The sequence below is a fragment of the Pseudomonas sp. BBP2017 genome, assembly GCF_003024385.1.
In the GTDB taxonomy this organism is placed as follows: Bacteria; Pseudomonadota; Gammaproteobacteria; order Pseudomonadales; family Pseudomonadaceae; genus Aquipseudomonas.
Genome location: NZ_PVZN01000003.1, coordinates 50,052 through 73,196, shown reverse-complemented (window position 1 = coordinate 73,196; position 23,145 = coordinate 50,052). Strand labels below are relative to the sequence as shown.

The 23,145-nt window shown below is 61.3% G+C and carries 20 protein-coding genes; 13 read left to right on the top strand and 7 right to left on the bottom strand.

Features of this window, described 5'->3' with window-relative positions:
* Positions 1-174: 174 nt before the first annotated feature.
* The 4 genes from C6382_RS05820 to C6382_RS05805 all read left to right on the top strand — a co-directional run bounded on the left by C6382_RS05820 (position 175) and on the right by C6382_RS05805 (position 4,510).
* Positions 175-1,431 carry an ATP-binding protein gene (locus tag C6382_RS05820; RefSeq protein ID WP_107023588.1) on the top strand — a complete coding sequence of 419 codons (1,257 nt, stop codon included), beginning with the start codon at positions 175-177 and terminating at the stop codon, positions 1,429-1,431.
* Positions 1,431-1,991 carry a response regulator transcription factor gene (locus C6382_RS05815; protein WP_010223415.1) on the top strand — a complete coding sequence of 187 codons (561 nt, stop codon included), beginning with the start codon at positions 1,431-1,433 and terminating at the stop codon, positions 1,989-1,991. Before C6382_RS05820 ends, C6382_RS05815 begins: the two co-directional genes overlap by 1 nt.
* A gap of 153 nt (positions 1,992-2,144) precedes the next feature.
* A complete protein-coding gene (locus tag C6382_RS05810) occupies positions 2,145-3,086 on the top strand; it encodes an AEC family transporter (protein WP_107023587.1) in 942 nt (313 codons plus the stop codon).
* 50 nt (positions 3,087-3,136) lie between these two features.
* Positions 3,137-4,510 (top strand): amino acid permease, encoded by a 1,374-nt coding sequence (locus C6382_RS05805; protein WP_107023586.1) that lies wholly within the window; start codon positions 3,137-3,139, stop codon positions 4,508-4,510.
* Between the two features lie 22 nt (positions 4,511-4,532).
* Here the strand turns inward: C6382_RS05805 and C6382_RS05800 are convergent, their stop codons facing one another.
* The 6 genes from C6382_RS05800 to gatC all read right to left on the bottom strand — a co-directional run bounded on the left by C6382_RS05800 (position 4,533) and on the right by gatC (position 9,685).
* Positions 4,533-4,910: a carboxymuconolactone decarboxylase family protein gene (locus C6382_RS05800; RefSeq protein WP_107023585.1), complete on the bottom strand. Its 378-nt coding sequence runs from the start codon at positions 4,908-4,910 to the stop codon at positions 4,533-4,535.
* A 10-nt stretch (positions 4,911-4,920) separates the two neighbouring features.
* Positions 4,921-5,964 carry a calcium/sodium antiporter gene (locus C6382_RS05795; protein WP_107023584.1) on the bottom strand — a complete coding sequence of 348 codons (1,044 nt, stop codon included), beginning with the start codon at positions 5,962-5,964 and terminating at the stop codon, positions 4,921-4,923.
* A gap of 62 nt (positions 5,965-6,026) precedes the next feature.
* Positions 6,027-6,398, bottom strand: coding sequence for a septal ring lytic transglycosylase RlpA family protein (locus tag C6382_RS05790; RefSeq protein ID WP_107023583.1), 372 nt, complete (start codon positions 6,396-6,398; stop codon positions 6,027-6,029).
* Positions 6,399-6,472: 74 nt separating this feature from the next.
* On the bottom strand, positions 6,473-7,918 hold the full coding sequence (gatB, locus tag C6382_RS05785; RefSeq protein ID WP_107023582.1) for an Asp-tRNA(Asn)/Glu-tRNA(Gln) amidotransferase subunit GatB: 1,446 nt from the start codon (positions 7,916-7,918) through the stop codon (positions 6,473-6,475).
* Positions 7,919-7,929: 11 nt separating this feature from the next.
* Positions 7,930-9,381: an Asp-tRNA(Asn)/Glu-tRNA(Gln) amidotransferase subunit GatA gene (gene gatA / locus C6382_RS05780; RefSeq protein WP_107023581.1), complete on the bottom strand. Its 1,452-nt coding sequence runs from the start codon at positions 9,379-9,381 to the stop codon at positions 7,930-7,932.
* Between the two features lie 16 nt (positions 9,382-9,397).
* A complete protein-coding gene (gene gatC, locus C6382_RS05775) occupies positions 9,398-9,685 on the bottom strand; it encodes an Asp-tRNA(Asn)/Glu-tRNA(Gln) amidotransferase subunit GatC (RefSeq protein WP_038614429.1) in 288 nt (95 codons plus the stop codon).
* Between the two features lie 203 nt (positions 9,686-9,888).
* Between gatC and mreB the strand changes: the two genes are divergently transcribed.
* The 8 genes from mreB (at position 9,889) to tldD (ending at position 21,036) form a co-directional block, all read left to right on the top strand.
* On the top strand, positions 9,889-10,926 hold the full coding sequence (gene mreB / locus C6382_RS05770; RefSeq protein ID WP_008371426.1) for a rod shape-determining protein MreB: 1,038 nt from the start codon (positions 9,889-9,891) through the stop codon (positions 10,924-10,926).
* Between the two features lie 202 nt (positions 10,927-11,128).
* A complete protein-coding gene (gene mreC / locus C6382_RS05765) occupies positions 11,129-12,166 on the top strand; it encodes a rod shape-determining protein MreC (RefSeq protein ID WP_371919569.1) in 1,038 nt (345 codons plus the stop codon).
* Positions 12,166-12,654: a rod shape-determining protein MreD gene (gene mreD, locus C6382_RS05760; RefSeq protein ID WP_107023579.1), complete on the top strand. Its 489-nt coding sequence runs from the start codon at positions 12,166-12,168 to the stop codon at positions 12,652-12,654. The genes mreC and mreD overlap by 1 nt, the downstream gene beginning before the upstream one ends.
* Positions 12,655-12,688: 34 nt before the next feature.
* The gene (locus tag C6382_RS05755; RefSeq protein ID WP_107023578.1) at positions 12,689-13,294 is read left to right on the top strand and encodes a nucleoside triphosphate pyrophosphatase; all 606 of its coding nucleotides are present in this window, start codon (positions 12,689-12,691) and stop codon (positions 13,292-13,294) included.
* Between the two features lie 81 nt (positions 13,295-13,375).
* On the top strand, positions 13,376-14,833 hold the full coding sequence (rng, locus tag C6382_RS05750) for a ribonuclease G (RefSeq protein ID WP_107023577.1): 1,458 nt from the start codon (positions 13,376-13,378) through the stop codon (positions 14,831-14,833).
* An 85-nt stretch (positions 14,834-14,918) separates the two neighbouring features.
* Positions 14,919-18,728, top strand: a complete 3,810-nt coding sequence (locus C6382_RS05745; RefSeq protein WP_107023576.1) for a YhdP family protein — start codon at positions 14,919-14,921, stop codon at positions 18,726-18,728.
* A 14-nt stretch (positions 18,729-18,742) separates the two neighbouring features.
* A complete protein-coding gene (locus C6382_RS05740) occupies positions 18,743-19,594 on the top strand; it encodes a carbon-nitrogen hydrolase family protein (RefSeq protein ID WP_107023575.1) in 852 nt (283 codons plus the stop codon).
* A gap of 2 nt (positions 19,595-19,596) precedes the next feature.
* Positions 19,597-21,036 carry a metalloprotease TldD gene (gene tldD, locus C6382_RS05735; protein WP_107023574.1) on the top strand — a complete coding sequence of 480 codons (1,440 nt, stop codon included), beginning with the start codon at positions 19,597-19,599 and terminating at the stop codon, positions 21,034-21,036.
* A gap of 42 nt (positions 21,037-21,078) precedes the next feature.
* Here tldD and yjgA read toward each other — a convergent pair whose 3' ends face one another.
* Positions 21,079-21,600 carry a ribosome biogenesis factor YjgA gene (gene yjgA / locus C6382_RS05730; protein ID WP_107023573.1) on the bottom strand — a complete coding sequence of 174 codons (522 nt, stop codon included), beginning with the start codon at positions 21,598-21,600 and terminating at the stop codon, positions 21,079-21,081.
* Positions 21,601-21,708: 108 nt separating this feature from the next.
* Between yjgA and pmbA the strand changes: the two genes are divergently transcribed.
* Positions 21,709-23,055 carry a metalloprotease PmbA gene (pmbA, locus tag C6382_RS05725; RefSeq protein ID WP_107023572.1) on the top strand — a complete coding sequence of 449 codons (1,347 nt, stop codon included), beginning with the start codon at positions 21,709-21,711 and terminating at the stop codon, positions 23,053-23,055.
* Positions 23,056-23,145 lie beyond the last annotated feature (90 nt).

Below are 23,145 nucleotides of genomic sequence, written 5' to 3'. Positions count from 1 at the left end.
CGCAGTGAAATCCATTCCACGCAGGCCCATGAGACTCGCAAGAGTGTAGTGAGGTTCATAAAGGCCATCATTGTTGTGTAAAAAAGTGTGGCGCTTTGCCGCATGCCTGCAGAGCACAGCACAGCTTCGGTATACTCGCCACGATTCGCCCTGGAGCACTCATCAGGAGAGCTCATGCTCGCCCCCGTACAACTGCTGTCCGCAACCCGTCAGAACCTCTGGCGCCTGACCTTTATCCGCATTCTGGTATTGGCCGCCCAGGCCGGCTCGGTGGGCGTTGCCTACTGGACCGAACTGCTGCCACTGCCATGGTTGTCGTTGGTGATCACTCTCGGCCTGTCGAGCCTGCTGTGTGCGTTCACGGCCTTGCGCCTGCGCCTGTCGTTGCCGGTCACCGAGCTGGAATATGCCTTCCAGCTGGCCTGTGACCTGCTGATCCACAGCGCCTTGCTGTATTACTCTGGCGGCTCGACCAACCCCTTTGTTTCTTACTATCTGGTGCCGCTGGCGATTGCCGCAGTGACCTTGCCCTGGGTTTATTCACTGGTCCTCTCAGGTATCGCCCTGGCGGCTTACAGCTTGCTGCTGGTGCAGTTCTACCCGCTGGAGACCTTCCCTATGGCGCGGGAAAAGATGCAGGTCTACGGCATGTGGTTGAGTATTGCCCTGGCGGCGGCGGTGATCACCTTCTTTGCGGCGAAAATGGCCGAAGAGCTGCGCCGTCAGGAACAGTTGCGTGCCGAGCGGCGCGAAGAAGGCCTGCGCGACCAGCAACTGCTGGCAGTTGCCACCCAGGCCGCTGGTGCTGCTCATGAGCTGGGTACACCGCTGGCAACAATGAGTGTGTTGATCAAGGAAATGCGCCAGGACCACAACGACCCGTTGTTGCAGGAAGACCTGGCGGTGCTGCAGGATCAGGTCAAATTGTGTAAAGAGACCCTGCAGAACCTGGTGCGTGCCGCCGAGGCCAACCGGCGCATGGCGGTGGAAGATCAGGAGGTCACGGCCTGGCTGGATGAAGCCCTGAACCGCTGGCACCTGATGCGTCCCGAGGCCAGTTACCGTTTTCAGCGCCTGGGGCAGGGCAGTGTGCCGCGGCTGGCGCCACCACCTGATCTGACTCAGGCGTTACTGAACCTGTTGAACAATGCAGCTGATGCCTGTCCGGACGAGCTTGAAGTGCGCCTGGACTGGGATGCGCAAGATATGGTGATCAGCATCCGCGACCATGGTCCGGGTGTGCCGGTGGCCATTGCCGAGTCGATCGGCAAACCCTTCTTTACCACCAAGGGCAAAGGCTTTGGCCTCGGCCTGTTCTTGAGCAAGGCCAGCGTGACCCGTGCTGGCGGCTCGGTAAAACTCTATAGTCATGAGGAAGGCGGTACGCTCACCGAGCTGCGCCTGCCGCGTGACGCGCGAGGAGATGTGTGATGAGTGATGAAATCCAGGTTGAAGGCGAAGAGCTGCCGCACCTGTTGCTGGTAGATGACGATGCCACCTTTACCCGGGTGATGGCTCGGGCCATGAGTCGCCGCGGCTTTCGTGTGAGTACCGCCGGCTCCGCCGAAGAGGGCCTGAAAATCGCCCAGGACGACGTGCCGGATTACGCTACGCTGGACCTGAAAATGGACGGCGACTCGGGCCTGGTGTTGTTGCCCAAGCTACTCGAACTCGACCCGGAAATGCGCGTAGTGATCCTCACCGGTTACTCAAGCATCGCCACTGCCGTAGAAGCCATCAAGCGCGGTGCCTGCAACTATCTGTGCAAACCGGCCGATGCCGATGACGTACTGGCCGCCTTGCTGTCCGAGCACGCTGACCTGGACAGCCTGGTACCGGAAAACCCGATGTCGGTGGACCGCTTGCAGTGGGAGCACATCCAGCGTGTGCTGACCGAGCACGAAGGCAACATTTCCGCTACAGCCCGTGCGCTGGGTATGCACCGGCGGACCTTGCAACGTAAATTGCAGAAACGCCCGGTTCGCCGCTGACGCTATCGCGGGGCAAGCCCGCTCCCACAGAGGATGATTGGATTCCGGTGGGAGCGGGCTTGCCCCGTGATCAATTTATATCCGCCGCAAAACCTGCAGCCCTGAGCTGGCGTATCATTAGTCGCCTAACGACAGCCACCGGGACCGCCCTGCATGCTCGCCCTTTTTCTTCAGACGCTGAACATCACGGCGCCAGTGTTTGCCATGCTGTTCATGGGCGTGCTGCTCAAACGCATCAACGCGATCAACGATGGCTTCATCCATAGCGCCTCGGCACTGGTGTTCAACGTCTGTATGCCGGCGTTGTTGTTCCTGGGGATCTATCACGCTGATCTGACTTCAGCCGTGAAGCCGGGGCTGCTGCTCTATTTTGCCATCGCTACCCTGATCGGTTTTGGCCTCGCCTGGGGGCTGGCGATCTGGCGCTGCCCGCGACAAGACCGCGGGGTCTACACCCAGGGCGCGTTTCGCGGCAACAATGGGGTGATTGGTCTGGCGCTGGCTGCAAGCATGTATGGCGATTATGGCATTTCGCTGGGGGCGATCCTCGCCGGGCTGGTGATCCTGCTCTACAACTCGCTGTCGGTGGTGGTGCTGGCGGTGTACAGCCCAAGCGCCAAGTCCGACCCCTGGAGTATCTGCAAGAGCATCCTGCGCAACCCGCTGATCATCAGTGTGCTGCTGGCGGCTGTGCTGGCCTACGCACAGGTGGCACTGCCAAACTGGTTGCTGACCTCGGGCGACTACCTGGCGCAGATGACTTTGCCGCTGGCGCTGATCTGTATTGGTGGCACCTTGTCGCTCGCCTCGCTGCGCCAGAGTGGCGGGTTGGCCGTCAGTGTCAGTTTGCTGAAAATGGTCTGGCTGCCGTTGCTCGCCACCCTTGGCGCCTTTGTCTGTGGTTTTCGCGGGACCGAGCTGGGTATCTTGTTCCTTTACTTCGGTAGCCCGACGGCGGCGGCCAGCTATGTCATGGCCAGGTCGACCAACGGCAACCATGAGTTGGCGGCGGCGATCATCGTCATAACCACCCTGATGGCCGCCATTACCACCAATATCGGTATCTTTTTCTTGCAGTGGGGCGGTTGGATCTAGATTCTGTAGAAAATAATTCCAACACTGCCTCCTACCTCCGAGGACACTTCATGCAAGATGAAATCACCCCAGAGCGGTTGCACCGCGGGCTGAAGAATCGCCACATCCAGCTGATTGCGCTGGGTGGCGCGATTGGCACCGGACTGTTCCTCGGTATTGCCCAGACCATCCAGCTGGCCGGCCCGTCCGTGCTGCTGGGCTATGCCATTGCCGGCCTGATTGCCTTTTTCATCATGCGCCAGTTGGGTGAGATGGTGGTCGAAGAGCCGGTGTCCGGCACTTTCAGTCATTTTGCCCACCGCTACTGGAGCGAATTTGCCGGGTTCATGTCCGGCTGGAACTATTGGGTGCTGTATGTGCTGGTCGGCATGGCCGAGCTCACTGCCGTGGGGATCTATATCCAGTACTGGTGGCCCGGCTTCCCAACCTGGGCCACAGCGGCCATTTTCTTCGCCGTGATCAACCTGATCAACCTCAGCCAGGTGAAAGTCTACGGCGAGATGGAGTTCTGGTTTGCCCTGATCAAGGTGGTTGCCATCATCAGCATGATTGCCTTTGGTGGCTACCTGTTGATCAGCGGTAACGGTGGGCCCGATGCCAGCGTGGCCAACTTGTGGCAATACGGCGGCTTCTTCCCCAACGGCATCAGCGGCCTGATGATGGCGCTGGCGGTGATCATGTTTTCCTTTGGCGGCCTGGAGCTGGTGGGGATCACTGCCGCCGAAGCCGACAACCCCAAGTACAGCATTCCACGCGCCACCAATCAGGTGATCTACCGCATTCTGATTTTTTACATTGGTGCTCTGGCAGTGCTGCTGTCGCTGTATCCGTGGCAGAAAGTGGTGCAGGGTGGTAGCCCGTTCGTAATGATTTTCCATGCCCTGGACAGCAATCTGGTGGCCACCATCCTCAATCTGGTGGTGCTGACGGCGGCATTGTCGGTCTACAACAGCTGCGTGTATTGCAACAGCCGCATGCTCTTCGGTCTGGCAGTGCAGGGGGATGCGCCCAAGCGTCTGCTCAAGGTCAACGACCGCGGTGTACCGCTGGCGGCCCTGGGAATCTCGGCGCTGGCGACCGGGTTGTGCGTGTTGATCAACTACCTGATGCCGGCTGAAGCCTTTGGTTTGTTGATGGCGCTGGTGGTGTCGTCGCTGGTGATCAACTGGGGCATCATCAGCATCACCCACCTGAAATTCCGCCGCGCCAAGCAAGCGGCTGGCGAGACGACATTCTACAAAAGCTGGGGCTACCCGCTGACCAACTATGTCTGCCTGGCCTTCCTCACGCTGATTCTGGTCATCATGTACCTGACGCCGGGCATTCGCATTTCGGTGCTGTTGATTCCAGTGTGGCTAGCCGTGCTGGGCATGGCTTACTGGCTGAAGAAAAAGGGCCACAAGGCCGCCATCGCTGCCGACTGACGGCCCGTGCGAGAGTGATCGATCAGCTCTGCTGGTAGCTGTCGATCACTTCCTGGGCGGCGCGAAACGCATCGATGGCCGCTGGGACCCCGGCATACACTGCGCAATGCAGTAGTGCTTCGCGAATCTCTTCGACACTGCAGCCATTGTTCAAGGCGCCACGGACGTGGCCCTTGAGTTCCTGTGGGCACTTGAGCGCGGTCAGTGCGGCCAGGGTGATCAGGCTGCGGGTTTTCAGCGGTAAGCCTTCACGGCTCCAGACACTGCCCCAGGCATGTTCGTTGACGAAGTCCTGCAGCGGCTGAGTGAACTCGGTGGCATTTCCCAGTGCGCGATCGACAAACGCATCGCCCATGACCTGGCGGCGGACCTGTTCGCCGGTTTTGCTAGTGTCGCCCATATTGTTTTCCTTAGTGTTGGCGGCGCCAGGCGCGAAGGGTCGTAAACAGCAGCAACGCCCCGAGCACTGGCAGTGCATAGAACAGCATCAGTTTTTCCAGGCGGGTGGCCAGCGGCATGCCAGTGGTGAAGGCCACCACATGCAGACCATAAGCCAGGTACAAGCCAAGAAACACCAGACCTTCGGCGCGGGTGACGCGGTAGCCGGAGTAGAACACCGGCAGGCTCAAGGCGGCGACACCGAGCATCACCGGCAGGTCGAAATCCAGGGCGTTGGGCGAGATCGACAATGGCTCTGGCGCCACCAGGGCAGTCAAGCCGAGTACGGCCAGCAGGTTGAACAGATTGCTGCCGATGACGTTGCCCACGGCGATCTCGCGTTCGCCGCGCAGGGCGGCAATCAATGAGGTGGCCAGTTCCGGCAGCGAAGTACAGACCGCGACCACTGTCAGGCCGATGACCCGTTCAGACAGGCCCAGGTCGCTGGCCACTTCGACAGCAGCCTCAAGCAGCAGGTGTCCGGCCACGCTCAGCAAGCCCAATCCGGCCAGCATCAGCAGCAGGCTGGTGATCCAGAATCCGCTGCCTTGTTGTGGTCGTGGGCCGGGAGCAGGGAAGGTGCGGGCGTAGTGACGTGACTGGTGCCAGAGGATTGCCAGGTAGGCGAAAAGACCGAGCAGCAGCAACGCGCCTTCCAGGCGGCCAAGCAGTTCGTTGAACGCCAGCAGGTAGACCAGCAGGCTGGCAGCGATCATCAGCGGAATATCCAGGCGCACCAGCTGGCGCGAGACACGCAATGGAATGATCAGAGCGGCCAGGCCGAGGGTGACCAATATGTTGAAAATGTTACTGCCAATCACGCTACCCACCGCTACATCCGGGGCGCCGGTGTAGGCAGCTTGCAGGCTGACAGTCAGCTGCGGCGCGCTGCTGCCGAAGGCCACCAGGCTCAAGCCGATGATCAGTGGCCGGACCTGCAGACTGGACGCTACGCGCAGGGCGGAGCGCACCAGAAGCTCGGCGCCGATGACGAGCAGCAGCAAGCCAAAGGCCAGTTGCAGCAGGCTGAAGGTGGGTAAGGCGGCCAGGTCGAAAATGGTCGTGCTCCGTTGCAGGGTCAGTCGCTGAGACTTTGTACCCGTACGCGCGCCGTTCCGCTACGGATCATGCCCAGTTTTTCTGCGGCAGCGCGGGATAGGTCAATCAAGCGGCCGCGGGTGTGCGGACCACGGTCGTTGACGCGCACCACCACACTACGGTCGTTGTTCAGGTTGGTGACCTTGACCCGGGTGCCGAAGGGCAGGCTGCGATGGGCAGCGGTCATGGCATTTTGATTGAAGGGCTCGCCACTGGCAGTACGTTTGCCGTGGTGACGGGAGCCGTAATAGGAGGCGGTACCGGACTTGTCGTAGCCGCGAGGATCGATATCGTGACTGGCGCAGCCGGCCAGCAGGGTAAAGAGCGCGAGTGCGCTGAGGGGACGCCACATGGGGGTAGATGCTCCGAGGTGGGGCTATCGCCTGTAGGAGCCGACGTTGCCGGCTCCTACAGGCGATTTGCGAATTACCCTTCGAGCTTGCTCTTGAGCAATTGGTTCACTTGTTGCGGGTTGGCTTTGCCCTTGGAGGCTTTCATGGCCTGGCCGACGAAGAAACCGAACATCTTGCCACGCTTGGCCTCATCGGCGGCGCGGTACTGCTCGACCTGCTCGGCGTTGGCCGCGAGCATTTCGTCCAGGACCTTCTCGATCGCACCGCTGTCAGTCACCTGTTTCAGTCCTTCGGCCTCGATGATCTGGTCAGCATCGCCTTCGCCGGCTGCCATCTTCTCGAACACCACCTTGGCGATCTTGCCACTGATGGTGTTGTCGAGGATGCGCTTGAGCATGCCGCCCAAGTGCGCTGCGCTGACTGGCGACTGGTCGATTTCCAGGCCCAGCTTGTTGAGCAGGCTGCCCAACTCGACCATGACCCAGTTGGCTGCCAGCTTGGCATCGCCACACACACCGACCACTTCTTCGAAGTAATCGGCCTGCTCACGGCTGGAGGCCAGCACGTTGGCGTCATAGGCCGACAGGTTGAACTGGCTCTGGAAGCGCTCGCGCTTCTGCGGTGGCAGCTCCGGCAGGGTGGCGCGGATGGTGTCGAGGTAAGCGGCTTCGATCACCACCGGCAGCAGGTCCGGATCGGGGAAGTAACGGTAATCGTTGGCTTCCTCTTTGCTGCGCATCGAGCGCGTCTCGTCCTTGTTCGGGTCGTACAGGCGGGTTTCCTGGACGACCTTGCCGCCATCTTCGATCAGCTCGATCTGACGCTGGATTTCGCTGTTGATCGCGCGCTCGATGAAGCGGAACGAGTTGACGTTCTTGATCTCGCAGCGGGTACCGAACTCAACCTGGCCTTTTGGTCGCACCGAGACGTTACAGTCGCAACGCAGCGAGCCTTCGGCCATGTTGCCGTCGCAGATACCCAGGTAGCGCACCAGAGCGTGGATCGCCTTGACGTAGGCCACGGCTTCCTTGGCGTTACGCATGTCCGGCTCGGAAACGATTTCCAGCAGCGGCGTGCCGGCACGGTTCAGGTCGATACCGGTGGAGCCGCTGAAGTCTTCGTGCAGGCTCTTGCCGGCATCTTCTTCCAGGTGCGCACGGGTGATGCCGACGCGTTTGACCGTGCCGTCTTCGAGGGCGATGTCGAGGTGGCCCTTGCCGACGATCGGCAGTTCCATCTGGCTGATCTGGTAACCCTTGGGTAGGTCGGGGTAGAAGTAGTTTTTACGCGCGAACACGTTGTGCTGGCCGATCTCGGCGTCAATCGCCAGACCGAACATGCAGGCCATGCGCACCGCTTCCTGGTTGAGCACCGGCAATACGCCGGGCATCCCTAAGTCGATCAGGCTGGCCTGGGTGTTCGGCTCGGAACCGAACGTGGTGGCGCTGCCGGAGAAAATCTTCGACTGGGTGGCGAGCTGGGTGTGAATCTCCAGCCCGATGACAACTTCCCATTGCATGTGGTGATCCCTCAGAAGCCGTTAGGTGCGCGGGTGTGCCAGTCAGTCACTTGCTGATAGCGGTGCGCGACGTTGAGCAGGCGGCCTTCCTGGAAATACGGGGCGAGCAGTTGCACGCCAACCGGCAGACCCTCGACAAAACCGGCCGGCATCGACAGGCCCGGCAGGCCCGCCAGGTTGGCGGTAATGGTGTAGACGTCTTCCAGGTACTCTGCGACCGGGTCGTTGTTCTTGGCGCCGATTTTCCAGGCCAGGTTTGGCGTGGTCGGGCCGAGAATCACGTCGACCTCGTTGAAGGCGGCCATGAAGTCGTTCTTGATCAGGCGGCGGATTTTCTGCGCCTGCAGGTAATAGGCGTCGTAGTAGCCGGCCGAGAGGGCGTAGGCACCGACCATGATCCGGCGTTGTACTTCGCTACCGAAGCCTTCGCCACGGGAGCGCTTGTACAGGTCGGTGAGATCGACCGGGTTCTCGCAGCGGTAGCCGAAACGCACGCCATCAAAACGCGACAGGTTGGACGAAGCTTCAGCCGGGGCGATCACGTAGTAGGCCGGAATCGCGTGCTGCATGTTCGGCAGGCTGATTTCCTTGACCACGGCACCGAGCTTTTCCAGTTCCTTGACGCTGGCCTGGACCAAGTCGGCAATGCGCGGGTCGAGGCCGGCACCGAAGTACTCCTTCGGCAGGCCGATGCGCAAGCCTTGCAGCGAATTGTTGAGGCTGGCGCTGTAATCCGGCACCGGCTCATCGATGCAGGTGGAGTCTTTGGCATCGAAGCCGGCCATGCCCTGCAGCAGCAGGGCGCAGTCTTCGGCGGTGCGGGCGAGCGGGCCGCCCTGGTCGAGGCTCGACGCGTAGGCAATCATGCCCCAGCGCGAAACCCGGCCATACGTCGGTTTCAGCCCGGTCAGACTGGTTAGTGCCGCCGGCTGGCGGATCGAGCCGCCGGTGTCGGTGGCAGTGGCCGCTGGCAACAGGCGCGCCGCAACGGCAGCCGCCGAACCCCCTGAAGAACCACCAGGGACGTATTCCAGGTTCCACGGGTTCTTCACCGGACCGTAGTGGCTGGATTCGTTGGCCGAACCCATGGCGAACTCGTCCATGTTGGTCTTGCCCAGGGTCACCGTGCCGGCCTCGGCCAGCTTGCTGACCACGGTTGCGTCGTACGGAGCCTTGAAGTTGTCGAGCATCTTCGAGCCGCAGCTGGTACGGATGCCGTGGGTGCAGAACAGGTCTTTGTGGGCGATCGGAGCGCCGAGCAGGGGGCCGTTCTCACCGGCGGCACGACGGGCGTCGGCGGCGCGGGCCTGGCTGATGGCCAGTTCTTCGGTGACGCTGATGAAGCTGTTGAGTTGCGGGTCGAGCTGGTTGATCCGCGCCAGCAGGGTGCGGGTCAGCTCTTCGGAAGAAAACTTTTTGTCGGCGAGTCCGCGGGCGATCTCGGCCAGGGTCAGTTGATGCATGGCAGGCTCTATTCCCTTACTCGATGACTTTCGGAACCAGGTACAGGCCGTTTTCCGTCGCCGGGGCGATGGCCTGGTAGCTGTCTCGATGGTTACTTTCTGTTACCACGTCGGCGCGCAAGCGCTGATTGGCTTCCAGCGGGTGCGCCAGTGGCTCGATGCCAGTGGTGTCGACGGCTTGCATCTGGTCGACCAGTCCCAGAATACTGTTCAGGGCATCGGTAGTGCGTGGCAGATCGGCTTCATTCAGGCCCAGTCGGGCCAGATGGGCGATCTTTTCCACGTCGCAGCGTTCAAGCGCCATGGGGATCTCCTGGGGAAACAAAAAACGGATTTGGTCCGCGATGAGGAACATGCTGGCAGATTTACGGTCATAAGGCCGCGATTGTGTGCTGGCTTGCTCGGAAAAACTGCCAATTTAACATATTGGCGCCTTGCCCAAAATCCCCGCCGTTGTTAGAGTTTGCCGCACTTTTTTACCCACGCGTTGCCTAGGGTCACTTTCCCATGTTCAAGAAACTGCGTGGCATGTTTTCCAGCGATCTTTCCATCGACCTGGGCACTGCCAACACCCTTATTTACGTGCGTGAGCGCGGTATCGTCCTGAATGAGCCCTCGGTTGTGGCCATTCGTACTCACGGCAACCAGAAAAGTGTCGTCGCGGTAGGTACCGAGGCCAAGCGCATGCTGGGCCGTACGCCCGGCAACATTGCTGCCATTCGTCCGATGAAGGACGGCGTGATCGCCGACTTCAGCGTTTGCGAAAAAATGCTGCAGTACTTCATCAACAAGGTTCACGAGAACAGCTTCCTGCAGCCAAGTCCGCGCGTGCTGATCTGTGTGCCGTGCAAATCGACCCAGGTCGAGCGTCGCGCCATTCGCGAATCGGCGCTGGGCGCCGGTGCCCGCGAAGTGTTCCTGATCGAAGAGCCAATGGCTGCCGCTATCGGTGCCGGCCTGCCGGTCGAGGAAGCCCGTGGTTCGATGGTCGTCGATATCGGCGGCGGTACCACGGAAATCGCGCTGATCTCCCTCAATGGCGTAGTCTATGCCGAGTCCGTACGTGTCGGTGGTGACCGCTTCGACGAAGCGATCGTGACCTACGTGCGTCGTAACTACGGCAGCCTGATCGGCGAATCCACCGCCGAGCGCATCAAGCAGGAAATCGGTACCGCCTACCCAGGTGGCGAAGTGCGTGAAGTCGATGTTCGCGGCCGTAACTTGGCCGAGGGCGTACCACGTGCCTTCACCCTCAACTCCAACGAAGTGCTCGAAGCCCTGCAGGAATCCCTGGCGACTATCGTTCAGGCGGTCAAGAGTGCCCTGGAGCAATCGCCACCTGAGCTGGCTTCGGACATCGCTGAGCGTGGCCTGGTGCTGACCGGTGGTGGCGCCTTGCTGCGCGATCTCGACAAGCTGCTGGCCCAGGAAACCGGCCTGCCGGTGATCGTTGCCGAAGACCCGCTGACCTGTGTTGCCCGTGGCGGTGGCCGCGCCCTGGAAATGATGGACAAACACACCATGGACCTGCTCTCCAGCGAGTAAGCTGGTTGCAGCAAACATGCCGCCCGGTTTACAGGTAGTGCTCACAGTGCTACCTGTATGTGCTGGGCTGACGTCCGTGTGGGCGTCATTTTCCGTCAATCCACAAGCAGGCCGGTGCGTTGCCGTATGAATGACCTCTTGAATCGTCGTCCACGAGGAGCGGCTTATTAAACCGCTTTTCGCCAAGGGCCCTTCGCTGGGTGTGCGCGTGCTCGTGCTGGTTGTGCTGGCGATCACCCTGATGGTGGTCGATGCGCGCTTCACTCTGCTCAAGCCGGTGCGCAGCCAGATGGGGCTGGTGCTGATGGAGTCCTATCACATCACCGACTTGCCGCAGAGTCTGTGGCAGGGTTTCGCCAGCCAGTTCGGCAGTCGTACCGAGCTGATCGCCGAGAACGAAAAACTCAAGACTGAAGCCTTGCTGATGCAAGGGCGCGTTCAGAAACTGGCGGCCCTGACCGAACAGAACGTACGCCTGCGCGAGCTGCTCAATTCGTCGGCATTGGTCAATGAGAAGGTCGAGGTCGCCGAGCTGATCGGTGTCGACCCCAATCCGTTCACCCATCGCATCCTGATCAACAAGGGCGAGCGCGATGGCGTGGTGCTTGGCCAGCCGGTACTCGATGCCCGTGGTCTGATGGGCCAGGTGGTCGAGCTGATGCCTTATACCGCGCGGGTTCTGCTACTGACCGACACCACTCACAGTATTCCGGTGCAGGTCAACCGCAACGGTCTGCGGGCGATTGCCAGTGGTACCGGTAACCCGGAGCGCCTGGAACTGCGCCATGTTGCTGATACTGCGGATATCAAGGAAGGCGACTTGCTGGTTAGTTCGGGGCTGGGGCAGCGCTTTCCGGCCGGCTACCCGGTGGCCACGGTAAACGAAGTGATTCACGATTCCGGCCAGCCGTTCGCCATTGTTCGCGCGATTCCGACTGCAGCCCTCAACCGCAGCCGCTACCTGTTGCTGGTGTTTACCGACAGCCGTACCCCCGAGCAGCGTGCCACCGATGCGGCCATGGCCCAGGAGGCCGCTGATCGTCAGGGCTTGCCTGGCAATGCCGAAGCAGCGCAGCCTGGCGCGACTGCCGTCACGCCCGATCCGACTCCAGCTCCAACGCCCGTAACGGCTCCGGCGACACCTGCCAATGCGGTACCCGTCGTAGCGCCTGCAGCCCCGGCGCCAGCTCCGGCTGCCGCCAGCGGCGCTGCCTCGACGCCTTCCCGGGAGAGACACTGATGGTGAGTACTCGCAGTCGCAATGGCTGGGTGATCTGGCTGACGTTCGCGCTTGGCCTGCTGCTCAGCGTTTCGCCATTGCCGCAGTTCATGGAAGTCTTCCGGCCCATGTGGCTGGCCCTGCTCCTGGCATTCTGGACATTGGCCCTGCCGCACAAGGTCGGCATGACCACGGCGTTTGTTCTGGGTCTGGCCGAGGACGTGCTGTACGGCACGTTGCTTGGACAGAACGCCCTGGTGCTGACCCTGATTACCTTCCTGGTGCTGACCTTGCAACAACGCCTGCGGATGTTCCCGATGTGGCAGCAAAGCCTGGTCATCCTGGTGATTTTCGGCTTGGCCCAGCTGGTGCAACTGTGGCTCAGTGCGCTGACCGGCAACCGCCTGCCGACCCTGGCACTGATCTGGTCCGCAGTCATCAGCGCCTTGCTCTGGCCGTGGATCAGTTTTGCCCTGCGTGGGCTGCGTTTGCGTCTGAGCATCAACTGAGCCCGCTTCCCGACGTTGACAGGGAGAAGTCACGATGATCCCGCTGTACCTGGCCTCTGGTTCACCCCGCCGCCGGGAATTGCTGACCCAGATTGGCATTCCTTTCACCCCGCTCAGTGCTTCGGTCGACGAAAGCCCGCTGCCGAATGAGGCTGCGCCGGCTTACGTCGAGCGCCTGGCGCGGGCCAAGGCCTGCGCCGGACTGGCTGCGCTGCTGCCGCTTGCTGCGAATGCTGCCCTGGCGGTGCTCGGCGCGGACACCGCAGTGGTACTCAATGGGCAGATCCTGGGCAAACCCGTTGATCGCGATGATGCCCTGGCCATGCTTGCCGCGCTGTCGGGTCGCGAGCATCAGGTACTGACGGCCGTTGCAGTCGCCGATCAGCAGCGTTGCCTGAGCGTGTGTGTCACCAGCCAGGTGTGTTTTCGCCCGATTTCCTGCCAAGAAGCTGACGCCTACTGGGCCAGCGGCGAGCCGCTGGACAAAGCCGGGGCCTATGCCATCCAGGGCCTGGGCGCGGTGTTCGTGCAGCGCATCGAAGGCAGCTATTCGGCAGTGGTGGGCTTGCCGCTGAGTGAAACCGCCGAGCTGCTTGGACAATTCGCCATTCCCTGTTGGCAACCGTTGTCGGCCCGTTGAGCGAGGACAGGACAAGACTGCTGCTAGCCAGTCGTCCACAAGCGATCCATCATTACTGAAGTCCTTTGACGAGAGCCTGCCATGAGTGAAGAGATTCTGATCAATATCACACCGATGGAATCACGCGTGGCGGTGGTGGAGAACGGTGTTCTTCAGGAAGTGCATGTTGAGCGCACCCAACGGCGCGGCATTGTTGGCAATATTTACAAAGGTAAAGTGGTTCGCGTGTTGCCTGGGATGCAGGCGGCGTTCGTCGATATCGGCCTGGATCGTGCCGCTTTTATCCACGCCTCGGAAATCTCCCTGCGTGAAGGCTCGTCGGTGGAAAGCATCAGTGCGCTGGTGCATGAAGGCCAGAGCCTGGTGGTGCAGGTCACCAAAGACCCGATCGGCTCAAAAGGCGCGCGGCTGACGACCCAATTGTCAATTCCTTCGCGTTACCTGGTGTACATGCCGCGCACCAGTCATGTCGGTATTTCCCTGAAGATCGAAGACGAAGCTGAACGAGAGCGCCTCAAACAGGTGGTGACCGACTGCGTCGCCCAGGAAAATATCCAGGATGCCGGCGGTTTTATCCTGCGTACGGCGGCCGAGGGGGCGGGCGCCGATGAAATCCTAATGGACATCCGCTACCTGCGCAGGCTCTGGGATCAGATCGGTGCGCAGATCAAGACGGTCGGCGCGCCAACGGAAATCTATGAGGACCTGGGCCTGGCCTTGCGCACCCTGCGCGATCTGGTCAACCCGAAAATCGAGAAGATCCGCATCGACTCGCGGGAAACCTTCCAGAAAACCACGCAGTTCGTCGGCGAACTGATGCCGGAAATTGCCGACCGTCTTGAGCACTATCCGGGCGAACGGCCGATCTTTGATCTGTATGGCGTCGAAGACGAGATCCAGCGCGCGCTGGACCGCAAGGTGCCACTCAAATCCGGCGGCTACCTGGTGGTCGATCCGGCCGAAGCGATGACGACCATCGACGTCAACACCGGGGCATTTGTTGGTCACCGCAACCTGGAAGAGACGATCTTCAAGACCAACCTGGAGGCGGCCACCGCCATTGCCCGGCAGCTGCGCCTGCGCAATATCGGCGGCATCATCATCATCGACTTCATCGACATGGAAGATGAGGAGCACCAGCGCCAGGTGCTGCGCACCCTGGAAAAGCAGCTTGAACGCGACCACGCCAAGACCAACATCATCGGTATTACTGAGCTCGGCCTGGTGCAGATGACGCGCAAGCGCACCCGTGAAAGCCTTGAGCAGGTGCTGTGCGAGCCCTGCCTGTGCTGCCAGGGGCGCGGCAAGCTGAAAACCCCGGAGACAGTTTGTTACGAGATTTTCCGCGAAATTCTGCGCGAAGCCCGTGCCTACCAGGCCGAAGGCTATAGAGTGCTGGCCAACCAGAAAGTGGTCGACAGGCTGCTGGATGAAGAGTCGGGCAACGTCGCCGAGCTTGAGAGTTTCATCGGCCGAACCATTCGTTTTCAGGTCGAGTCGATGTACTCCCAGGAACAGTACGATGTGGTGCTGCTCTGAGGTCTGAATGCATCGGGCTGCTGCAAGGGCTGGCAAAGCGCCCGGTTACGGCCATAGTTAAGGCTCGAGTTGGAGGGCCATTGCCATGGAGCGTCTGATCCGCGTTCTAGGCGCGATGACCCGCTGGGGCCTGGGGATCTGTGCCTTGCTGGCTGTGCTGGTCGCGCTGTATGTCAGCCTGGGCCGGCAACTGGTGCCGCTGGTGGCCGAATACCGCGCTGAAGTCGAAGACAAAGCCGAACAGGCCTTGGGCCTGCCTGTGTACATCGGTAGCCTCGAAGGGCACTGGAGTGGCCTGGCGCCGGTGCTGGTGGTCAACGATATCCAGGTGGGCGAGGGTGTTACGGCGTTGCGTCTGGACGGGGTCAAGGTGGTGCCGGATCTATGGGCCAGTCTGCGTGAACGTCAGCTGCGCCTGGCCAACCTGGAAGTGGGCGGCTTGCACCTGAGCCTGCATGAAGATGAGCAAGGCGCCTGGACCCTCGACGGTCTGCCGAAAACCGATGACCAGCCGCTGGATCCGCAGCAGTTGCTGGAGCACATGCAAACGGTGGCGAAGATCACCGTGCTCGACAGTCAGGTCACCCTTGAGCCGTTTCAGCGCGATCCGATGACTCTCACGTATGTCAGCCTCGGCTTGCAGACCGGCAGCATTCGCCAGCGTCTGGACCTGCGCCTGACCTTGCCTGACGGTCAGCCGGTGGCCATGAGCGTGCGTAGCCGTGTGCGTCCGGCGCATTGGCGTGATGGTCAGCTCGATGCTTACCTCAGCTTGCCTCAGAGTGACTGGGCGCGCTGGCTGCCGCCGCGATTGCTGGGGCAATGGCAGGCCAAGGAGCTTAAAGCCGGGGGCGAGTTCTGGCTGAACTGGAGCAAGGGCCAGTTGCAGAGCACCGTGGTTCGGCTGAATGCACCGCAATTAAGCGGCGCCTATGCCGGTCGTAAAGAGGCCAAGGTGGAAAACCTTGCGCTCAATGGCTGGTTCCAGCGCCGGGAACAGGGTTTTGATGTGCAGCTCGATTCGTTGGCCATGAGCCTGGGCAAGACTCGCTGGGAGTCGCACCTGCAACTGAATCAGAGCGCTGCCAGTGAGGCGGGCGAAGAAACCTGGAAAATCCAGGCCGACCGCCTCGACCTGACCCCGCTCACGCCCCTGATTGAGTCTCTGGCACCGTTGCCGGACAAGGTCATGGCGGTGGTCGAGGGGCTGAAGGTCAAGGGCAGTCTGCGCAATGTCCTGTTGGATATCCGCCCGAAGGCAACCGGGGACCAGCGTTTGAGCTTTGCCGCCAATCTCGAGCGGGTAGGCTTCAGTGCCTATCACGGTGCTCCGGCGGCGGGGAACGTCAGCGGTAGCATCAGCGGCGACCTGGGGCATGGCGAATTGCGTCTGGACACTGACGCTTTCATGCTCCATCTCTACCCTATCTTCGCCAAACCCTGGAATTACCAGAAGGCCAATGCGCGCCTGACCTGGCGCCTCGACCACGAAGGCTTCACCCTCATTGCTCCCTATCTGAAGGTGTTGGGCGAGGAGGGCAAGATAGCCGGTGATTTCCTCATCCGCATGCTGTTCGATGAAGCCCGTGAAGACTACATGGACTTGCGTGTCGGCCTGGTCGATGGCGATGGTCGCTACACCGCCAAGTACCTGCCCGAGGTCCTCAGTCCTGCACTGGATCAATGGCTGCGCACCGCGGTTCTCAAGGGAGCGGTCGACGAAGGCTACTTCCAGTACCAGGGTTCGCTCAATCACGGTGCAGCTGAACAGGCGCGCAGCATCAGCCTGTTTTTCAAGGTCCATGATGCCGCGCTGGACTTCCAGCCCGGCTGGCCACAGGTGCAGCAGGTCGATGGCGAGGTGTCTATCGACGACGATGGGGTGCGCGTCAATGCCAAGCGCGGACAACTGCTGGATACCCGGGTCAGCGATGTGCAGGTCAACATTCCCCACGTCGCCAGTGGCAAGCACACGCATATGTACCTGGATGGGGCATTCGATGGTGGTCTGGGCGATGGCCTGAAAATTCTCCAGGAAGCGCCGATCGGCACGGCGGCGATGTTCGCGGGCTGGGAAGGCCAGGGTAGCCTCAAGGGCAAACTCAAGCTGGATATTCCCTTGGTCAAGGGCCAGCAACCGCAGGTGGTGGTGGATTTCGACACCAACGATGCGCGATTGAAAATGGCCGCCCCGGTGATAGAACTGAACCAGCTCAAAGGCGCGTTCCGCTTCGACTACGGCAAGGGGCTGAGCGGGCAGAACATCAGCGCTCGGGTATTCGACAAGCTGATCACCGCGCAGATCTTTGCCGAGGGTAAACCCGGTGAGCTGCAAACGCGGGTCCAGGCCAAGGGCCAGGTGGCGCTCGCCACCCTGACCCAATGGCTGCAGGTCAAGCAGGCCTTGCCGTTGTCTGGAGAGCTGCCGTATCAACTGCGATTGAACCTGGGCAGCCGTGACAATCAGCTCAGGGTCGACTCCAGTCTCAAAGGCCTGGCCATCAACCTGCCTGCACCGTTCGGCAAGGCGGCCGGGGAAACCCGCGACAGCCAGTTCGGCATGACCCTGCAAGGGCCAGAGCGGCGGTTCAACTTCAGCTACGCCGATGTCGCCAACATGCTCTATGCCGCGCCCATGGACAAGCTCGACCAGGGCCGTGGCGAGCTGGTGTTTGGCAGTGGCAACGCGCAATTGCCCAGTGCGCCGGGGGTGCGGGTGCGCGGAAAGCTGGCTGAGCTTGACCTGGCACCCTGGCAGCAACAAATGGACAGTCTGGCCGGTAATGACGCAGGCGGCAGTGCACGCCAGCTGTTGCGCGGTGTCGACCTGAGCATCAACCGGCTCAAGGGTGTCGGCCTTGAGTTGAACCAGGCGGTGGTACGTTTGGTGCGTAATCCGAATAACTGGTCGTTGCGTCTGGACAGCAAGGAAGTCATCGGCAACGCGCGCCTGCCTGATGCCAAGGGGGCGCCGCTGGTGGTGAACCTGCAGACCATTCACCTGCCGCCCCAAAATCCGGCCGAGGTGACTGTGCCCAATGCGCCCGACCCGATGGCCAAGATCGATCCGCGCAAGATTCCGTCCATTGATCTGAGTATCGACAAGTTGTACCGCGGTGATGACTTGCTCGGCAGCGCAGCGGTCAAGGTGCGATCGACCGCCAAGGGCATTGCCCTGAATGACCTGGACCTCAGTCTCAAGGGCCTGCAGATCGATGGCAAAGGCGGTTGGGAGGGGATCCCGGGCGCCAGTGGCAGTTGGTACAAGGGCCGCCTTGAGGGCAAGAACCTGGCCGACGTGCTCAAAGCGTGGAATTTTGCTCCGACTGTCACCAGCCGCGATTTTCGTCTGGATGTCGACGCGCGCTGGCCAGGATCGCCGGCCTGGGTCAGCCTTGGGCGGCTCTCCGGTAGTCTCGATGCCGCCCTGCGTAAAGGCCAGTTTGTTGAAGTCGAGGGTGGCGCCCAGGCTCTGCGGGTGTTTGGCCTGCTCAACTTCAACTCCATCGGCCGGCGTTTGCGCCTGGACTTCTCCGACCTGTTTGACAAGGGGCTGAGTTACGACCGGGTCAAGGGTTTGCTGGTGGCCAGCGAAGGCGTGTATGTAACGCGCGAACCGATCACCCTGACGGGGCCTTCGAGCAACTTCGAGCTCGATGGCACCCTGGACATGGTCCGTGACCGGGTTGACGCGAAACTGCAGGTGACCTTGCCGGTGACCAACAACCTGCCACTGGCAGCCTTGATTGTCGGTGCGCCGGCGGTCGGTGGCGCCTTGTTCCTGGTTGATCGCCTGCTGGGTGATCGCGTGGCGCGCTATGCCAGCGTGTACTACCGCGTCGAAGGCCCCTGGAAAGAGCCTAAAATCAGCTTTATCAAACCGTTCAACCAATAGCCTCGGGAGCGCCAATGAAGTCAGCAGTGATCCAGATGGTCAGCCAGAGCGATATCCCGGCCAACCTGGAGCGGGCTCGGCGTTTGCTTGAGCAGGCGGCTGCAGGCGGTGCGCGCCTGGCGGTGTTGCCGGAAAACTTCGCCGCCATGGGCCGTCGCGACAGTGCCGCCATCGGTCGCGCCGAGGCGCTGGGCGAGGGGCCGATACTGCCGTGGTTGAAACAGGCCGCCCGCGACCTCAGGTTATGGGTGGTGGCTGGCACCTTGCCTTTGCCGCCGGCCGGGCAGCCGGATGCCAAGTCCCATGCCTGTTCGTTGTTGATCGATGAGCATGGCGAAACCGTTGCGCGTTACGACAAGCTGCACCTGTTCGATGTCGATGTCGCTGACAACCGCGGCCGTTATCGGGAGTCTGATGACTATGCCCATGGCAGTCAGGTGGTGGTTGCCGATACCCCGGTCGGACGTCTGGGCTTGAGCGTATGCTATGACTTGCGCTTTCCTGAACTGTACAGCGCCTTGCGTGCTGCCGGGGCCGAATTGATCAGTGCTCCGGCGGCGTTCACCGCCGTAACCGGAGCGGCGCATTGGCAAGTGCTGATCCGCGCGCGGGCGATTGAAACCCAGTGTTATGTCCTGGCCGCCGCGCAGGGCGGTACCCACCCGGGGCCACGAGAAACCTACGGTCATGCGGCGATCGTCGACCCCTGGGGGCGAATTATCGCCGAACAGGCCAGCGGCGAGGCCGTGCTGTTGGGCGAACGCGACAGCAGCGAACAGGCGTCCATTCGGGCGCGGATGCCGGTGGCCTTGCACCGGCGCTTTTTCTCGCAGGACGCTTTGCGGCCTGCGCACACCTCGGAGTGACTATGAGCGAGATGTTATCCACTGTCAGCGAGCATCTGCTGGCGCCGGGCGGGTTGACCCTCGACAGCCTGCAGTCAGTGCTGGGTGAGTTGGCCGGGCCGGGCATCGATGCCGCCGACCTGTATTTCCAGGGGCAGATTTCCGAATCCTGGGCGCTTGAAGACGGGATCGTCAAAGAAGGCAGTTTCAATCTCGATCAGGGCGTGGGCGTACGTGCCCAGTCCGGTGAGAAAACCGGTTTCGCCTACAGCAACGCCATCAACCTTGAAGCCCTGACCTTGGCTGCCCGTGCCGCCCGCTCGATTTCCCGCGCCGGGCAGAATGGCAGTGTGCAGGCGTTCAAAAGTCAGGATGTCACCCAGCTGTATGGCACCGACAACCCGCTGGAAGCGATCAGCCGTGCCGAGAAGGTCGAGCTGCTCAAGCGAGTTGATGCCGCCACGCGCAAGCTTGACCCGCGTATACAGCAGGTTACGGTGAGCATGGCCGGGGTCTGGGAGCGCATTCTGATCGCTGCTGCCGATGGCAGCCTGGCCGCGGATGTGCGTCCGCTGGTGCGTTTCAACGTCAGTGTGATCGTCGAGCAGAACGGTCGACGTGAGCGCGGTGGTCATGGCGGTGGCGGGCGTACCGACTATCGCTATTTCACCGACGAGCGGGTCATGGGTTTTGCCCGTGAGGCCCTGCGTCAGGCTTTGGTCAATCTGGAAGCGATTCCGGCGCCGGCCGGCACTTTGCCGGTGGTCCTCGGCTCGGGTTGGTCCGGCGTGTTGCTGCACGAGGCAGTCGGCCATGGCCTGGAAGGTGACTTCAACCGCAAGGGTAGCTCGGCCTACAGTGGCCACATGGGCGAAAAGGTTGCCTCGAGCCTGTGTACCATCGTCGATGATGGCACCCTGGAAGGTCGCCGCGGTTCACTGAGCGTGGATGACGAGGGCACACCAACCGAGTGCACCACGCTGATCGAGAACGGCATTCTCAAAGGCTACATGCAGGACAAGCTCAACGCTCGACTGATGGGCATGGCAGTTACCGGCAACGGGCGTCGCGAGTCCTACGCGCACCTGCCAATGCCGCGCATGACCAACACCTACATGCGTGCCGGGGAAAGCGATCCGGAAGAAATCATCAAGTCGGTCAAGCGCGGTATCTACTGTGCCAACCTGGGCGGCGGCCAGGTGGATATCACCAGCGGCAAGTTTGTCTTCTCCACCAGCGAAGCCTATCTGATCGAAGACGGCAAAATTACTGCACCGGTCAAAGGCGCGACCTTGATCGGCAACGGTCCGGAAGCCATGAGCCGGGTGTCGATGGTCGGTAATGACCTGGCCCTGGACAGTGGTGTGGGCACCTGTGGCAAGGATGGTCAATCAGTGCCGGTTGGCGTGGGCCAGCCGACCTTGAAGATCGATGCGATCACCGTGGGTGGCACGGGCGCATGAAGTTGAAACCGGGCAGGCAGGGTGCCCGCCCGGTCGCGGGGCTCAACGCAGGCCGCGTTGAACCTCGTCGAGGGTGCGAATGTACTTGAAGATCTTGCGGCTGGCGCTAGGCGGCTTGTTGGTTTTCAGCTCATGCTGGGCCTGGCGGATCAGCGAGCGCAGCTGCTGGCGATCGGCTTCCGGGTATTCCTGGACGAATTTTTCCAGGACTTCGTCGGTGCCGTCGATCAGCCGGTCGCGCCAGCGTTCGAGGCCATGGAAGCGCTCGTTGTACTGGCGCGAGGAGGCGTCGAGCTGGTCAAGAAGCGCGTTGATCGCGTCGATGTCCTGGTCACGCATCAGCTTGCCGATGAACGACTTGTGACGCCTTTTGGCCTCGTTCGCCGTGTGGCGCTTGTGCTCTTCCAGGGCCGCGCGCAGTTCGTCGGTCAAGGGCAGTTTGGCCAGGATGTCGGGCTTGAGCAATGTGAGGCGCTCGCCCATATCGACCAGCGCCTGCATCTCGCGCTTGATCTGGGTTTTGCTTTTTTCGCCGTCGAAGGCGGTGTCGTAAGAATCAACCATGGGGGCAGTCCGCTGAGAATCGCCGCCATGATAACCAGTCGGGGGCCGCTTGTCCGGCCCGGTCGTAGATTGACCCGTGCCGAACGCAGAATTTGAGTGGAGAAAACCATGAGTGCAGTCCAGAGCGTAGGTCCACAGGCCCTGCCGGCGTTGCAGGAGCAGGTTGAACAGATCATCGCCGAAGCCAAACGCCAAGGGGCCAGCGCCTGTGAAGTAGCGGTATCGCTGGAGCAGGGCTTGTCGACCTCGGTACGCCAGCGTGAAGTGGAAACCGTGGAGTTCAACCGCGACCAGGGTTTTGGTATCACCCTGTATGTTGGCCAGCGCAAAGGTTCGGCCAGCACCTCGGCCAGCGGCAGCGAGGCCATTCGCGAGACTGTCGCCGCGGCACTGGCGATTGCCAAGCACACTTCCGAGGATGATTGCGCAGGGCTTGCCGATCCGGCGTTGATGGCCCGTGATCTGCCTGACTTCGATCTGTATCACGCCTGGGACATCACTCCGGAGCAGGCGATCGAAAAGGCGCTGGCTTGCGAAGCGGCAGCCTTTGATGCCGATACGCGGATCAAGAACGCTGACGGCACCACGCTCAATACCCATCAGGGCTGCCGCGTGTATGGCAACAGCAACGGCTTTATCGGTGGCTATGCGTCGACCCGTCACAGCCTGAGCTGCGTGATGATCGCCGAAGCCGACGGGCAGATGCAGCGTGACTACTGGTATGACGTCAATCGCCAGGGCGAGTTGCTGGCCGATCCTCGCAGCATCGGCCAGCGCGCCGCGCAGCGGGCGGCCAGCCGCCTGGGCGCGCGACCGGTGCCGACCTGCGAGGTTCCCGTGCTGTTCTCGGCAGAGCTGGCCGGGGGGCTGTTCGGCAGTTTCCTGTCGGCGATCTCCGGCGGCAACCTGTACCGCAAGTCATCGTTCCTTGAAGGCACCATGGGGCAGCGCCTGTTCCCCAGTTGGTTGACCCTGGATGAGCGCCCACACTTGATGCGCGCTCTGGGTAGTGCGGCGTTCGATGGTGATGGTCTGGCCACCTACGCAAAACCGTTCATCGAAAAAGGCGAGTTGGTCTCCTACGTACTGGGTACTTATTCCGGACGCAAACTTGGCCTGCCGAGCACCGCCAATGCTGGTGGCGTGCATAACCTGTACGTCACCCACGGGGTTGAGGATCAGGCTGCGCTGATCCGGCGTATGGGGCGTGGGCTGTTGGTCACCGAGTTGATGGGGCATGGCCTGAACATGGTGACCGGCGACTATTCCCGCGGTGCCGCAGGCTATTGGGTCGAGAATGGCGAGATTCAGTTCGCTGTCCAGGAAGTGACCATCGCCGGCAATATGAAGGACATGTTCCAGCAGATTGTCGCGATCGGTAATGATCTGGAAACCCGTAGCAACATTCATACAGGCTCGGTGTTGATCGAGCGGATGACCGTTGCGGGTAGCTGATGTTCAACCGAACTCGATCAGGTCATAGATATCTATGACCTGATCGTTTCACGGACTCCATACGCTTGCCGTTCTTTCAATCCGGTAGGC

Excerpts from the sequence above, each read along its gene's own strand:
- C6382_RS05820 (WP_107023588.1), top strand. The coding sequence starts at position 175 with ATGCTCGCCCCCGTACAACTGCTGTCCGCAACCCGTCAGAACCTCTGG.
- C6382_RS05815 (WP_010223415.1), top strand. The coding sequence starts at position 1,431 with ATGAGTGATGAAATCCAGGTTGAAGGCGAAGAGCTGCCGCACCTGTTG.
- C6382_RS05810 (WP_107023587.1), top strand. The coding sequence starts at position 2,145 with ATGCTCGCCCTTTTTCTTCAGACGCTGAACATCACGGCGCCAGTGTTT.
- C6382_RS05805 (WP_107023586.1), top strand. The coding sequence starts at position 3,137 with ATGCAAGATGAAATCACCCCAGAGCGGTTGCACCGCGGGCTGAAGAAT.
- C6382_RS05800 (WP_107023585.1), bottom strand. The coding sequence starts at position 4,910 with ATGGGCGACACTAGCAAAACCGGCGAACAGGTCCGCCGCCAGGTCATG.
- C6382_RS05790 (WP_107023583.1), bottom strand. The coding sequence starts at position 6,398 with ATGTGGCGTCCCCTCAGCGCACTCGCGCTCTTTACCCTGCTGGCCGGC.
- gatB (WP_107023582.1), bottom strand. The coding sequence starts at position 7,918 with ATGCAATGGGAAGTTGTCATCGGGCTGGAGATTCACACCCAGCTCGCC.
- gatA (WP_107023581.1), bottom strand. The coding sequence starts at position 9,381 with ATGCATCAACTGACCCTGGCCGAGATCGCCCGCGGACTCGCCGACAAA.
- gatC (WP_038614429.1), bottom strand. The coding sequence starts at position 9,685 with ATGGCGCTTGAACGCTGCGACGTGGAAAAGATCGCCCATCTGGCCCGA.
- mreB (WP_008371426.1), top strand. The coding sequence starts at position 9,889 with ATGTTCAAGAAACTGCGTGGCATGTTTTCCAGCGATCTTTCCATCGAC.
- mreD (WP_107023579.1), top strand. The coding sequence starts at position 12,166 with ATGGTGAGTACTCGCAGTCGCAATGGCTGGGTGATCTGGCTGACGTTC.
- C6382_RS05755 (WP_107023578.1), top strand. The coding sequence starts at position 12,689 with ATGATCCCGCTGTACCTGGCCTCTGGTTCACCCCGCCGCCGGGAATTG.
- rng (WP_107023577.1), top strand. The coding sequence starts at position 13,376 with ATGAGTGAAGAGATTCTGATCAATATCACACCGATGGAATCACGCGTG.
- C6382_RS05745 (WP_107023576.1), top strand. The coding sequence starts at position 14,919 with ATGGAGCGTCTGATCCGCGTTCTAGGCGCGATGACCCGCTGGGGCCTG.
- C6382_RS05740 (WP_107023575.1), top strand. The coding sequence starts at position 18,743 with ATGAAGTCAGCAGTGATCCAGATGGTCAGCCAGAGCGATATCCCGGCC.
- tldD (WP_107023574.1), top strand. The coding sequence starts at position 19,597 with ATGAGCGAGATGTTATCCACTGTCAGCGAGCATCTGCTGGCGCCGGGC.
- yjgA (WP_107023573.1), bottom strand. The coding sequence starts at position 21,600 with ATGGTTGATTCTTACGACACCGCCTTCGACGGCGAAAAAAGCAAAACC.
- pmbA (WP_107023572.1), top strand. The coding sequence starts at position 21,709 with ATGAGTGCAGTCCAGAGCGTAGGTCCACAGGCCCTGCCGGCGTTGCAG.